Here is a 12,866-nt window from a genome sequence, read left to right as displayed (position 1 = left end):
GCAGTGTTACGTGAGCAAGGGAATTTGTATAGCACAATATAGTATATGGGGTCGTGGTTTATATACTGCATCGGTCGAATTGCGCCTGCTCGTGGAGGAGTACGAACGAAGCGTTCTCGAGCGGAGGCGTCATCGGGCAATTCGGAACCCAGACTGTTGGCGAGAACGACGACATTTACTTCTCTCTCTCTGGGAGGGCCGGTCGTGAGTCGAGCCCTCTGCCGAGTTCCGGGCGTCCAGGTTGTTGACCTTCGAAGACTGGCTCACTGGAGAGTCGAAACGTGCCTTGAGGCCAACTCCCACTCGAATTTACCACGAGACGGTAGCTTTCCCATGGCTCAACCTACTTCGATGAAGACCTACGTTCAGCCAAAATCTCTGTAGCTCACGGTTCGATACGATACCGGGAGACGTCGTCCCAAGTTCGGGGGGAACGTGACGCCCAGTGGGGACCACCTGTATCGCCAGCCATTATCGTGCATTCCGCTGTGCGAGATGCGTACGCAATCAAATGAGTCCCCGTCACTCGCCCGACGTCCACATAACTGTCGGTGGCGTGGCCTCGGATGACGCCGAACTCCCTCCTCAGACCGCAGCACCGAGTTGGGGTGCTACCCAACCTGGGGCCCCAACAGTTCCTGAGGCACTAGAATCAGCGAGGGTGCCTATGCTACCTTACTAATCTGCTTACTCTGAGCTATCTTGGTGACCTGGCCACCCTTCTTTTGACGAGCTACCTAAGTCAGCTACCTCAGGTAACTTCCCCAAGTTGCCTACTCTACCTATTCGACCCGACTTACCCAAACCACCTATTCCGACTATTATTCCTGTTTGACCCATTGCGCCTATCTAGGCCATACTGCCTGCTTGAACTATCGCACCTACTCAGCCTATTGTGCCTATTCAACCTCGGGAAGGCCCCTACGGTAGTTTTAAGCGGACCACGTGTGAGGATGCAACCGACAAGCGTGATGGTCCAGAAACGAGGAATAGGCACAATAGGTGACTATTCCAATTTCCGATTCGAAGCACGGAGGGGAGCGCATGAGTGACACAGAAACGACTCGAGCAGTCAGCGTCGTCATCCTGAAAGGCGGCGTCGGGAAATCGACGATCTCGATGAACCTCGCGCGCCAACTGACCGAACGCGGGCGAGTCCTGTTCGCCGACCTGGATCCGAACGGTCACGCGACGAACGGCCTCGGATTCGGAGACGCCTATCGCGACGAACTCACGCTCGGCGACGTGATCCTCGACCAGGGAGACGCGACCGCCGGGGACCTCATCGTCGAGACGCCGTTCGGATTCGACCTCCTCCCGTCGTCGAACACGCTCGAGGACGTCGAAAAAGATCTGGCCGGAGCCCTCCAGGGGTCGGCTCGAGTCAAAACCAAGATCGTCGACCCGCTCCTCGGCGAGCGCTACGACTACATCGTGTTCGACTGCCCCGCGTATCCAGGGATGCTCAACAACAACGCGCTGGTCGCTACACAAAACGTCATCATCCCGCTCGAGCCAGGCTCGAGTTCGATCGGCGGGTACAAACGAACGATGGATCGGCTCATCAAACCAGCGCGGGAGTACATCGACATCGAGGTCCTGGCGCTGGTTCCGAACAAGCTCCGCGAACGGATCGACCAGCGGACCGAGGACCGCGAACTCCTCGAGAACCTGAACACCGCCGAGGCGACCCAGGGAAAGATCCCGAACTTTGCGCGGATTACGCCGGCGGAGTTCGACGCGATCGACGACGGCGAGATGAAACCACCCAAACCAGGCGTCCGATACAGCGCAGCGCTCTCGAAGTCACTCAAGGCCAACCAGCCGCTCCTCGATTACGACCCGGAGAATAGTCAGGTCGAGAACTTCGAGGAACTCGCGACGATCGTCGCCAACGGGGGCGTCGAGCGGTGAGCGACGAGAACCCGTTCGATGATCTCGGTGGGCTCGAGACCGAGGAGACAGATTCGGCGGACGAACAGTCCGAGCCAGCGGCCGAAGTCGCTTCGCAGGCGCCGTCCGACCCATCGTCGGCCGATCGAGTGCAGTCGGACACGTCGAAACAGGAGGATACGGGCACGGACGCGGCGGAGAACACAGATACCGAGACGGACGCGAACGCGGACCTCTCGGGGCCGTCGTTCGAATACGCAGAAGTCCAGCAGCGACCGCTATACGTGCGTGAGCGCACGTGGGACGAATTCGAAGACGCGGTCGGAATATCCGTGGTTCCCGAGTTGCGACGGGAGGGCGTTCGGGACGAAGCGAAACGCGAGATACACGACGCCGTCATCTCCCTCGCGGTAGAAGAACCGGAACGATTGGTCGAACTCATCCTCGAGCGTCGGCGAGACTGAATTCTCGCCTACCTACCGTTTCGCTAGACTAATCGGGTATGAAATAGTTCAGTGTCGGGTACGTGCCCAGTTGCCCGATAGAGTATCGAAAACGGGCGAATATAGCTGGCGACGTCTCGGCAGTACACATTTCGATCGATAGAATCGCGATTCGGATCGATGGGGTGTAATATGGAGATAATACGATCCATATCAGGCGTTGGCGGCGCTTGCAACATTCGCAATCCTGGACGAGAACGCTCGATAGGGAACGACTGCTTCACCACGTATCTCGGTAACTCAATTCAGTTGCAGCGTACTTCTCGCCGAGGACTTCGGTACGAATTCGAGTATAATCGCTAGTCACTCTCTCTGGTAATACGTCGATATCATCTGTTTTCGAACAGGCATCCGAGAAGTGTAATGAGCGCGTCTCTTACGTCGAATTGCATTTGTAGAAGTAGATTCAAACGGAACCCGTCACTACTCGAGGCGCGGCGCTATCGGACGTGGACGCGCGTCACGTGTCCGCCACACCCACATTGCTCGACGTACTCCCAGTCGACATCGCCGTCAAATCCTGTCTCGAGGGTCTCGTACAGGTACGATTCGGGGTGGCCGTGGGCGCCGTGAGTCACGAGGTTGACGTGGTGGCCCGAGGTCGTATGTTCAATTGCCTCGAGGGCCTGTCGCCGGACCAGCTCGGCGTCCTCGCCGTGGGCGGGTTTCTCGAGGTTGGCCGACCAGGAGTTGTCGTGGACGCGGTCGGTGATCGGTTGGGCGTCGTGGTCGTGGTCATGCTCGTGTTCGTGGTCGTGGTCGTGGTCGTGATCTCCACCGGAACCGTCCTGGTGACCGTGATCGGTACCGCTTGTGGTGGTCATACCCGTAACTAGTGCCTCGAGCGGGAAGACATCAGTCCCGAATATATTCGCACGGCTCGATTCAGACTCAGGCGTGTTCGATCCGGACTTCCCACTCGTCCGCGGCAACCTCGGTCGTTTCGTGGGTGAAGCCCTTTCCCTCGAGGACGCCATAGAGCGGGGCCGGCTCGAAGCTATTGATCAACAGGAGCGTCTCGCCATCCTCGAGCGCCTCGAGTTCGTTCATGATGTCGCTGAACGGTTCGCCGTCGATCTCCCGGGCGTCGAGAACGCGGTCTGCGTCGGTATCGTCGCTCGTCATCGGTTCACTGTACGAAAACCACCGTGGTAGGGGTTTCGGCGATCATATTCCCCTCGTCACGGTTCAGCAACTGCCCTCGTCTCGGCCCAGTAACCGAATATGTTCGTCGCCAGTTACTGGGCGCGTCCCCACCCATTCAACGTATGCCACGCGCAACGCTCCAGATCGCGATTCCCGAGGCGATGTGGATCGCTCGCCTCTCACGGACCGACCTGCTCGAGGAGGTTCGCATCCTCTCGGCGATCCCGAGCGGCGCCCGCGGGACCGCCGTCGTCGAACTCACGGCACCCGATCCGTCGGCGACGATCGATGCGATTCGCGACGTCGAAACCGTCGCCGACGTCGAGGTGCTACAACTCGAAAACGACCGCGCACTCCTCCAGCTCGAGACGCAACTCCCGGTGTTGCTCAACGCCGCCCGCGAATCGGGCGTGCCGATCGGCATGCCGTTCACGATTCGGGACGGGACGGCGACCTGGGAGATCACGACCTCGCACGACCGGCTCTCGGAACTGGGAGCGCAACTGGAGGCCTTCGGCGTCGAGTACGCCGTCGACTCGATCACGCCGGAGATAGACACGTCGCAACTGCTGACCGATCAGCAGTTTCGCGTGATGGAGACGGCGCTCGAAGCGGGGTACTACGACACGCCTCGCACCTGCACGCAGTACGAACTCGCCGAGGCCGTCGGCGTGGCTCGCTCGACGTGCAGCGAGGTCCTTCATCGGGCCGAGGAACGGATCGTCAAGGCGTTCATGGGCGCGACCGCCGAACCAGTTCCAGTCGACGCCTAACAGCAGAACATAAACGGGTTCATCAACGCGACGCGATCACCCTCCTCGAGTCGCGTCTGGAATCCCTCGTTGTGCTCGTTGAATCGGCCGTTCACCAGAATGCGCGCGTACGCTCGCGTCTGCTCGCCTTCGGGGTTCTTCCGCCAGGTGCCCGGCAGTTCGGCGGGTGCTGGAGCCCATCCCCTGGCCGTCGACTCGGCCTCCGTCTCGGCGATGAGGAGGTCGGCGACATCGTACTCCGCGAAGAAGGCCTCGAGGAACTCCGCGAGCGTCGTTCCCTCGAAGGTGAACGGGAAACGGTGTCGACCGACAGTGGTTCGGACGTGGCCCGTACAAGTGACCTCCACCGTCGTCGATTGCGTCGCCTCAGCGTGATCCTCAGTCGTCGTTCGTGTCGCCATAGCGTTCGATACGGTGGCCAGGAGCAAACGTCCGGCTCCGAATATGTTCGTGGCGAACGAGGCCGCCCGCCGGTCACTTCCCTCGCCGCTCGAGGAACACCGCGAACACGACGGTCGCGTACACGACCGATCCGGCGAGAACGACGAGGCGACCACCGCGTTCGACTACTGGAGCCGAACGGAGCAAGCCGCTGACTTCGACGAGGAGACCGCCGGCGAGCAGCGCGATTGAGAGGCTGGCAGTCCGATCGTCGACGAGGGAACTCGAGGCGACAGCCGGCGGGTAAAACTGGTAGGTCACGCCGACGACGGACAGGCCGAGCAACCCGACGAGCGCCAGCCGGTAGTGCGCGTCGAAGGGGTTGCCGGGGATGCCGAACCAGTCGGTGGCGAAACTCAGACCGAGGAGGGCCACGCCGGCCCCGCTGAGGACGCCGAGGGTGACGGCGTAGAACCCCACCCGACGACGGTCGCTCCGGGAGAACATGTCGACGTAGGCGAACGCGAATCCGATCAGGGCGGTCGCCTCGAGCACTGCGCCGACGAGAAAGAGCGAGTCGCCGAGGAAGTCGCCCGCCAAGAGCACCGGGCCGAGCGCGCCGGCCGGTAGGACGAGGGCGACGAGCCACGTCCGGGGCGAGACGACCAGAAATCGTGGGAGGAGCCGAAACCCGACGGCGAATAACAACAGGGCGGCCCCACCTGCCGTGAGGAGGTGCGTCACCGGCGGCCCGCCCGCGACGAGGGACTGGTCGAACTCGAGCCACTTTAGGACGGGAATCGTCGCCCCCGCGAAGACGTAGAGGGCAACCACGGGGACGAACGCGTTCGCGTAGCGATCGACCCACCGGCGGTCGGCGTTCGCGTCTCCGGTCCCGGTTTCGCGTCCCGAGAGGTTGTCACGGATCGTCCACCCGATCGTGGAGACGAAGACCAGACACCCCGCGAGCCAGAGGGAGGCGCCGATTCCGGTCAGCGTCTTACCCGTCGCCGTGGACAGTGGACCGATGCTGAGGTCGATACCGGCGCTCGAGGCCGCACCGAGTGCGAGACAGACCGTGCCGACGGCAGCCAGGGGCAGGTGGACGGCGGGTGCCCTCGGGAACGCGAGCGTTCGATCGAAATAGGACGGCAGCAGGCTGTATCCCTTGCCGAAGACGACGTGGAAGACGAAGCCGTACAGCCCGAGCGCGACCCCGACGCGACGACCCGCGCCAGCGACGGTTGCGAGCTGCCAGCTCACGAACCACACGATGCCGATCGCGACGAATCTACGCGCCCACCGGGCTTTGATCGCCGTGCTCATTGGTTCCCCTCACGAGATGGACGGTATAGAACCTTGATACCAGGCCGAACACGTTCGCCGAAATGGTTTGGACCGCCGTTCCGCATTCTCGTCGGTATGGCGTCAACAGACGAGGGTCGATCGGTTCCGGAGGCGGACTGTTCGTCCGAGGAGTGGTGGGCGTACGTCGAAGCGGTGGAACTCGAGCAGGTTGCGACCGCCCACCGGACGCTCGAGCAGTGCGGGACGCTGACCGCGGCACAGCGGCTCGTCATCGAGGAACTGGCGGCGACCCTGGTCGCTGAGCTCGCTCCCGCCGCCGGTTCGATTCGCCGTGGAGTGTCGTTCACGAGCGACGAATGAGCGTTCATCGGGAGTCCGATCTGGCGGTCACTCGCCGTCTGCCGGAACCGTCCGTTTGTACCGCCGTAGCGTGTCGCCATCCTCGTCGCGAAGTTCGACGGTGAACTGCTTCTGACCGACGACCGTCTCGAGTTCGGACCGTCGAATTTCGAATTCGTACGGAGGCTCCTCGACAGTTTTGACGTGTTCCCGTCCGGACGTGACGACAACGTGGTCGATCCCCGAGGGATCCGACAGCGAGCACTCGACGAGTTCGTCGACGACGGTGCACTCGAGGTCGGGGTCGACGTCCGGGCTTCCCGTTCCGTCGTCGACGAGCGTCCCGAAGTCGAGCAGCATGGGGGATACCGGAGCCATCCCGAGGACGAGGACGATCGTCAGGAATACCGAAAGGTTGAGCATCGATCCTTTGCGAGCGACCGTCCGCGTCAGGGGGTGATTCGCCGTACGTCGGAGGCGGATAACCCCCGGGAGCAGGACGAGGTGCGTCAACGGCCCCCAGACGATGAGCGCGAACCCGTAGGCCGCGACGAAATACAGGAACGACCAGGAAGGGCGATACGAGAGCAACAGATTCGCGGACGACCAGCAGAAGAAGCCAAAAAACAGCAGGCCGACGCTCTTCAGCACCCGCCAGATAGGGGTGTTGGCGTAGTAGACGCTCAGGACGTCGTTCCAGGTCCGTCTGCACAGACCGCTGGCGAACGAGAATACGGATGAAGACGTACGGTCGGTCATTGTTGGATGTCGTGGTGTTGTGGCGGTGGTTGAGAGACGAAGGCAGGTGAAACGGCTACAGGCCGATTTTCCAGAGTTGACTGAGCAGGTACCAGTTGAGGAGGTACGTGATCACGAACGCCGTCAGGAAGACGAGACACAGGACGAACGTCCCTCGCATCTCGTAGTGGTGGACGGACTCACCGCCGTCGGCTGCGAGTCCACCGTCGGGCGTGATGTCGTCGTTGTCGCCGGGTTCGATACGCTTGCAGAACAGAACCGAGCCGACGGCGAGTACCAGAAACAGGACGCCACCGGCGATCGCCAGCAGGGCGAACACGCCGAAGACGTTGAACAGCGGTCCTGCCGCGCTCAGGCTGAACTCGGTCCCGGGGATGTTCTCGACGACCTCGGTCGTCCGGCGGGGGACACCGTAGAGGATCCCGACGTACATCAGCATCAGCGTCGCGATCGCCATTGCGCCCGAGTAGAGGTACGGCTGGAGCGAGGCCAGTTTCGGCGAGATGAACTGGCGCATGAACAGCGTCCGGATGACGAAGTACGTCAGCCCCATGAAGGCGAGCGTCGTGCCAAGGACGACGGTCGCGTGGAAGTGACCGACCGTGGCGAGCGTGTTGTGCCACGTCATGTTGAGCTGGAGTTGCCCCATGATGACGCCGGTGATTCCCCCGAGGAACCCGAACAGGATGATCGAGAAAACTGTCGCCGAGAACATCGGGTTGCGCCAGGGCGCGCCGGTGAGCCAGCCGAATAGCCCGCCGCCCAGTCCGCGTCGGCGTCGTCCGGCCTCGATACCTGCGGGAATCGCGAAGGTGTGAATCAGGCTGGCGAACGTCGCCCCGTAGAACGCGTAGGAGGTGTTGAAGATACGCCACCCGGTCGAAACAGCGGGATCGGACAGCAGGTGGTGAGCGGCCCCCAGGTTGATGAAGAACAGGTACAGGATGAACGCCGTTCGCGAGACCTTCTCGCTGACGACCTCGGCTCCGCCGACGACGTGGGTCAGGAAGTACCAGACGGCGATCATCGCCACGAGGTTGATCTGCTGGGTCCCGTGGCCGGCGATCCAGTACAGCTGACGGTAGATCACGGCGTCGACCGAGGCGATGATCTCCATTCGCCAGAGGAACGCGTAGCTGAACGCGGCGAGACCGCCGAGGATCGCCTCGACGGCGATGACCGCGGTGGTGAACGCCGCGAACGTCACGAGCGGGAGCGTATGACCCGCGTTCTCGCGCTTCTCGACCCAGAGCGTGGCGAAGAACGGGAGGGCCGCGACGGTCGCCCCCAGCAGGAAGACGATCACACCCGCGTAGAAGAGCGGCTCTGACGGGTTGGGGACGTACGCAGTCAGCAACGGCGCTTCGTTCGGCGCGCTCGTCGTCCAGATGCCGTAGTTGACCGCCACCGCGCCGAGTACCATCGTCGCCCAGCCGACTTTGGCGAGGATCGGGATCGACAGTCGACGACCCAGAACCATCGGCCCGCCCACGTAGAGGATAGCGATTTCCATGAAGATCATCCAGAAGATCAGGAGGTTCCACGCGTGCATGCTCAGGTGCGTGTAGAAGTCGCCTGCCTCGAGCAACCCGACGAACTCCCAGCGCGTCATCGCCACGGTGAAGGCGAAGATGCCGCCCACGAGCAGCGCGACGATTGCCGTCAGGGCGAAGAGCTTGGTGGGGTTTTCGGCGGAGCGATGGATCCGCAGCCCCGTCACCGGGCACGTTCGAAATCCGTCGGGACCGTAGTCGTTGTCGAAGAGACCCAGCATCTAAACCCCCTCCGTAACGACGATCGTACCGTGCATGGTTCGGTGTCCCTGGCCGCAGAACTCGTTACAGATGATGTGGTAGGTACCTGTTTCGTCGAACTCCATCGGCACGACCCACTCGTAGCCCGGCAACACCTGCAGGTTGATCTGCTTGCTCAGGTTCGCTTCGGGCCGCAGCGAAAACCCGTGCTGGACGTCGTAGGAGGTGAGGTGGATGTCGTACTCCACCCCGGTCTCGAGGACGACTGGCGCGCCGTCCCACATGAATCGCATGCCAGCCAGGTACACGTCCGTCCCGTCGGGGACGAGCCCGTCCTCGGTCTCTTCAGCCGCGTCTTCGTAGGTGGCCATCTTCTCGCGGAACTCCTCGGCCGACACCTCGTAGGTTTCGCCGGTCGGATTCTGGTCGCCCGTTCGTGTCCAGACGCTCATCCAGCCGAACAGGATAATCGACCAGATTCCGCCGAGTCCGAGCCAGACCGTCTCGCGTCGGTTGATCTTTTGATCCCACCAGTTGCCCTCGGGCGGTTTGATTGGTGACGTCATGGTTCACCCCAGCGGAACCGAAAAGACGTCGATTGCCCCCCAGATCACGTACACGAACAGGAAAAACGCGAACGCGAGGATGGCGAGCACCCATATTCGATCGTATATCCGCTGCATGAACGGTATCTCGTCAGCTGACTGTGTCGTCATTCGAATCTCCCTGTCGGTCATTTGGATAACGGTTCCATGGCCGTTCTCACGCACATGTTCGTAACCGTTCCCAGCCGCTGAGAGACGATTCACATCCTATCAATCACTGGTGACAGCCCGAGTGGCAACCGTGACTACGATGGTTGCGTCTCGAGAAGCAGGTAGCGAATCTGGCAGTCAGGAGTATGCAATTTGCTCACTCGTTCGCTCGAGACGGAAGTTAAATGAATAAGTAGAGAAAAAGCAAAGAGGCGTAGAGAATATCACCGCGAAACTAATTGTTTGAGTTAGGAAGAGAACCCTAATTCAGATTTTATGATCTCGAGGTTATCTTTGCACCATGTTACGTGATCGTCATCTGCTTCCCAGCAATCGTACCGGGCCTGTTCGCTCCAGTCTTTCAATTCTTTATAATTTAGATAAAGTGAACGGCTCGATATGTGGTCCTTAATATTCCTATTTCTTTCAACATGATTACCTGAGTCAATATTTTGTTGTGCTAATTTTCGCTCAACGTGATGAAGCGCGCTATAGAAATATACGGTAACTACCCATTCATTTATATCATCTATTTCGACTGATTCATTCAGTTCTCCAGCAATGAATTCGTTCTCTTCTGCCTTTGATTTATGTTGTTGTTGTTCAAGCGGCATTGAATTCCAGATTGCTATACACTTCCTTTGCGTCGTCTGCTATATTAATGTCCCCCACATCATCTCGAACAACGACGTGTGTTAACAATTCTAAACCACCGAATCGGTCTAAAAGGTCGTACTCAACGCTGTAGATGTTTCTCCTCACGTCGCGGTTTTCCCTTTCAAGCATGATCCAATACTCAGCAATCCCTTCGTAGGGATTAAATCTTTGATAAATCTGTGTAACCTCTTCTATTGCCATGATTTGATTCAGAAAGAACTCATGAGCAAATTGAGCACGATCTATTTCAAACGAGGTGGATTGTGATTCTGAGGAGATTTGATTGGTTTCACTATCTATCCCTGTCCCCTCATTGTTTGATAGATTGAACTCCTTGTTATTTGTTGCAGACATCTCTATTCATCACCTTGATTTGCCATGAGTTCGTCAGGGACATCTGAGGTTCGAACGACATTTTGTGATGATATTTGATATATTGGTTCACCAGCAGGTGTGTATTTATCTTCTGCCCTCATTACTTTTTGGAGCACTAATTTCACTTTTAGGCTAGTACCATCTTCTAATTCATATTCGTTCCATTCCTCAGATACTGTGTCAAAATCAACATCTTCAAATTCCGCAACCTCTCCATCAGGGAGTTCAATCTTCATCTTGACCCCACGTTTCGATAGCCGTCAGGAAATACTTTCGGTCCAAGCCAACCAGTGAATCTATTTTGGTAGAGTTAATGTCTGGATTGGATCTCGCCCATTCCGGAATCAACAGGCGAGAACAGACGTAGACAGGTATGATTTGTAGAGAAAGGACTGCTCTTAGCCAGACTTGCCGAAAAGCAAAGACGGCGATACGGTTAAACGGTAGAAAGTGTTATCTCCTTGTCCTATTTCGTCACAATCGCAAGACGGCACGGATCACAACCAGTTTACTTCACGAACGTGGGACAGCGTTACGCTGGGTGTTTAAATACAACCGGCTCACGTCTGCTGTTTCGCGAGCGTGAAGCGAGTGGGTTGGGGCAGAACACACCCACTTTGCGTACGATTTCTTCAATAGCGAGTTCCGCGCGCCAAAGGTCTTCTCACGGATTTCGTGAGATCAATGCCAACGAACCAATCACCGCTAGATCCGATCGAGCCGCGAGACGCCCAAGCACTGTACCTGAAACACAAAGCGACCGAGGTAGCCACGAAGACCCTCCAGGCACACCGATATCGGACCAACCATTTCATTCGCTGGTGTGAAGCGAACGACATAGTTAATCTGAACCACCTGACGGGCCGGAACATACAGGAATATCGCCTCTGGAGGCAAGACGATGGTGATCTGGCGAAGATTACACTCAACCAGCAGATGTCGACTCTCAGGGTCTTTCTCAAGTGGTGTGGGTCGATCGAAGCCGTGCCCGCAGACCTGTATCAGAAGGTGATGATCCCGCGAGTCAGTACCGAAGAGTCCCGTCGCGATGAGACGCTGGACACGGAGACCGCGGAGGCGATCCTTGATCACCTCTCCACGTTCAACTACGCTTCGCTTGAGCACGCCGTAGTGGCCGTCTTATGGGAAACTGGAATCCGCTTGGGGGCGGCCAACTCGCTGGACGTGCAGGATATCAATATAGATGGGGAGTGGATACAACTCGTCCATCGTCCAGACACCGGGACGGTCCTGAAAAACGGAGCGAGTGGAGAACGGCCGATTGCGATTACGATGGAATTGGCCACCCTCCTGGAGGACTATATCGAAAACGGCCGGATCGACAAGGTGGATAAGCACGGTAGAGAGCCGCTGTTCACCACGGCAATGGGCAGGATGCACCGGTCAACTCTCCGGGGAGTGGTGTACCGTACGACGGCTCCATGCTTTCGCAACGACCCCTGTCCGGATTGTACCGGGACTGACAATCGGAAGTGCCCTGAGGCGGTAAGTCCCCACGCAATTCGACGGGGTAGTATTACACACTATCTCACGCAGGATGTTCCCGTTGAGGTGGTCGGTGATCGGATGAATGTGAGCCGCAACGTGCTGGATAAGCACTACGACAAACGGTCGGAGGACGTGAAGTTAGAACAGCGCCGAGCCTACCTGAAAGAGGTGTAACCAAGAGTGAACGACCTGGCAACTCGACAGGTGGACGCGGACTCAATTGATAGCTGGAGTATCACTTGGGATAGTCCTGTCTAGGTCCTTTACCCCACAAACTATCTCCACCTGACTTACCCAAACACCTTCTCCAGCGGCCTTGTTAAAATTCCCAAATAGTGATAATTACCAAATGTTATGCTGAATAGATGGCGCGAATATTGCACGAGCTGAGGGCCGATCCACGGAAGGTCCTGATCAATCAGTACAGGGGATGTTTTGATCGGATGACGGAAGAGACGATCCGTCGTGCTTCTCGACGGCTACATACTCGTCAGAGAATACATTGACCTCACAACTGTTATAGTTGAATGTCACCTTCCCAATGGTCAGGGAATCGTCAAAAATGTGGTCTAAGGCATCGGGATCAATGACCTCGTACAATGGGGGAGTGAGTTCTATAGGGCGAACGCCTTCCGCTTCGGCAACTGCTTCAACCACAGCCTGACTAACACACCTCTCCTCGGCTATTTCGGTCTGGATTTTGTTCACAACCCA

General features: G+C 58.4%; 17 protein-coding genes. 5 read left to right on the top strand and 12 right to left on the bottom strand.

The window, feature by feature from the left end; genetic code table 11:
* Positions 1-1,044: 1,044 nt before the first annotated feature.
* Positions 1,045-1,914 (top strand): ParA family protein, encoded by an 870-nt coding sequence (locus ACFQS4_RS11230; protein WP_497901594.1) that lies wholly within the window; start codon positions 1,045-1,047, stop codon positions 1,912-1,914.
* Positions 1,911-2,357, top strand: coding sequence for a DUF7970 domain-containing protein (locus tag ACFQS4_RS11225; RefSeq protein ID WP_497901593.1), 447 nt, complete (start codon positions 1,911-1,913; stop codon positions 2,355-2,357). The genes ACFQS4_RS11230 and ACFQS4_RS11225 overlap by 4 nt, the downstream gene beginning before the upstream one ends.
* Before the next feature lie 479 nt (positions 2,358-2,836).
* Here ACFQS4_RS11225 and ACFQS4_RS11220 read toward each other — a convergent pair whose 3' ends face one another.
* Together ACFQS4_RS11220 and ACFQS4_RS11215 are read right to left on the bottom strand one after the other, a co-directional pair.
* Complete coding sequence (locus ACFQS4_RS11220) at positions 2,837-3,220, bottom strand: CGCGG family putative rSAM-modified RiPP protein (protein WP_497901592.1); 384 nt, start codon at positions 3,218-3,220, stop codon at positions 2,837-2,839.
* A gap of 67 nt (positions 3,221-3,287) precedes the next feature.
* The gene (locus tag ACFQS4_RS11215; protein WP_497901591.1) at positions 3,288-3,521 is read right to left on the bottom strand and encodes a DUF2249 domain-containing protein; all 234 of its coding nucleotides are present in this window, start codon (positions 3,519-3,521) and stop codon (positions 3,288-3,290) included.
* Between the two features lie 143 nt (positions 3,522-3,664).
* Here ACFQS4_RS11215 and ACFQS4_RS11210 point away from each other — a divergent pair, with 143 nt between their 5' ends.
* Positions 3,665-4,315, top strand: coding sequence for a helix-turn-helix domain-containing protein (locus ACFQS4_RS11210; protein WP_497901590.1), 651 nt, complete (start codon positions 3,665-3,667; stop codon positions 4,313-4,315).
* Here the strand turns inward: ACFQS4_RS11210 and ACFQS4_RS11205 are convergent.
* Both ACFQS4_RS11205 and ACFQS4_RS11200 read right to left on the bottom strand, forming a co-directional pair.
* Complete coding sequence (locus ACFQS4_RS11205) at positions 4,312-4,716, bottom strand: MoaD/ThiS family protein (RefSeq protein ID WP_497901589.1); 405 nt, start codon at positions 4,714-4,716, stop codon at positions 4,312-4,314. The genes ACFQS4_RS11210 and ACFQS4_RS11205 overlap by 4 nt on opposite strands.
* A 73-nt stretch (positions 4,717-4,789) precedes the next feature.
* Entirely contained in the window at positions 4,790-6,022 is a 1,233-nt protein-coding gene (locus ACFQS4_RS11200; RefSeq protein ID WP_497901588.1) for a hypothetical protein, read from the bottom strand.
* 96 nt (positions 6,023-6,118) lie between these two features.
* Here ACFQS4_RS11200 and ACFQS4_RS11195 point away from each other — a divergent pair, with 96 nt between their 5' ends.
* The gene (locus ACFQS4_RS11195) at positions 6,119-6,364 is read left to right on the top strand and encodes a hypothetical protein (RefSeq protein ID WP_497901587.1); all 246 of its coding nucleotides are present in this window, start codon (positions 6,119-6,121) and stop codon (positions 6,362-6,364) included.
* A 27-nt stretch (positions 6,365-6,391) separates the two neighbouring features.
* Here the strand turns inward: ACFQS4_RS11195 and ACFQS4_RS11190 are convergent, their stop codons facing one another.
* From ACFQS4_RS11190 to ACFQS4_RS11160, 7 genes are all read right to left on the bottom strand, one after another.
* Positions 6,392-7,102: a hypothetical protein gene (locus tag ACFQS4_RS11190; protein WP_497901586.1), complete on the bottom strand. Its 711-nt coding sequence runs from the start codon at positions 7,100-7,102 to the stop codon at positions 6,392-6,394.
* A 55-nt stretch (positions 7,103-7,157) separates the two neighbouring features.
* Positions 7,158-8,876: a cytochrome c oxidase subunit I gene (locus tag ACFQS4_RS11185; protein ID WP_497901585.1), complete on the bottom strand. Its 1,719-nt coding sequence runs from the start codon at positions 8,874-8,876 to the stop codon at positions 7,158-7,160.
* Positions 8,877-9,422: a cupredoxin domain-containing protein gene (locus tag ACFQS4_RS11180; RefSeq protein WP_497901584.1), complete on the bottom strand. Its 546-nt coding sequence runs from the start codon at positions 9,420-9,422 to the stop codon at positions 8,877-8,879. It abuts the gene before it with no gap.
* A gap of 3 nt (positions 9,423-9,425) precedes the next feature.
* Positions 9,426-9,572 (bottom strand): hypothetical protein, encoded by a 147-nt coding sequence (locus ACFQS4_RS11175; protein ID WP_497901583.1) that lies wholly within the window; start codon positions 9,570-9,572, stop codon positions 9,426-9,428.
* 287 nt (positions 9,573-9,859) lie between these two features.
* Positions 9,860-10,225 (bottom strand): hypothetical protein, encoded by a 366-nt coding sequence (locus ACFQS4_RS11170; protein WP_497901582.1) that lies wholly within the window; start codon positions 10,223-10,225, stop codon positions 9,860-9,862.
* Complete coding sequence (locus ACFQS4_RS11165) at positions 10,215-10,622, bottom strand: hypothetical protein (protein ID WP_497901581.1); 408 nt, start codon at positions 10,620-10,622, stop codon at positions 10,215-10,217. The genes ACFQS4_RS11170 and ACFQS4_RS11165 overlap by 11 nt, the downstream gene beginning before the upstream one ends.
* Positions 10,623-10,624: 2 nt before the next feature.
* On the bottom strand, positions 10,625-10,879 hold the full coding sequence (locus ACFQS4_RS11160) for a hypothetical protein (RefSeq protein WP_497901580.1): 255 nt from the start codon (positions 10,877-10,879) through the stop codon (positions 10,625-10,627).
* A 448-nt stretch (positions 10,880-11,327) separates the two neighbouring features.
* Between ACFQS4_RS11160 and ACFQS4_RS11155 the strand changes: the two genes are divergently transcribed.
* The gene (locus ACFQS4_RS11155; protein WP_497901579.1) at positions 11,328-12,326 is read left to right on the top strand and encodes a tyrosine-type recombinase/integrase; all 999 of its coding nucleotides are present in this window, start codon (positions 11,328-11,330) and stop codon (positions 12,324-12,326) included.
* 240 nt (positions 12,327-12,566) lie between these two features.
* Here ACFQS4_RS11155 and ACFQS4_RS11150 read toward each other — a convergent pair whose 3' ends face one another.
* Positions 12,567-12,860 (bottom strand): HalOD1 output domain-containing protein, encoded by a 294-nt coding sequence (locus tag ACFQS4_RS11150; RefSeq protein WP_497901578.1) that lies wholly within the window; start codon positions 12,858-12,860, stop codon positions 12,567-12,569.
* Positions 12,861-12,866: the final 6 nt, after the last annotated feature.

It is taken from the genome of Saliphagus sp. GCM10025317 (genome assembly GCF_042663665.1).
GTDB lineage: Archaea > Halobacteriota > Halobacteria > Halobacteriales > Natrialbaceae > Natronosalvus.
The sequence above is the reverse complement of the archived record's forward strand: the minus strand, read 5'-3'. Positions and strand labels throughout refer to the sequence as shown.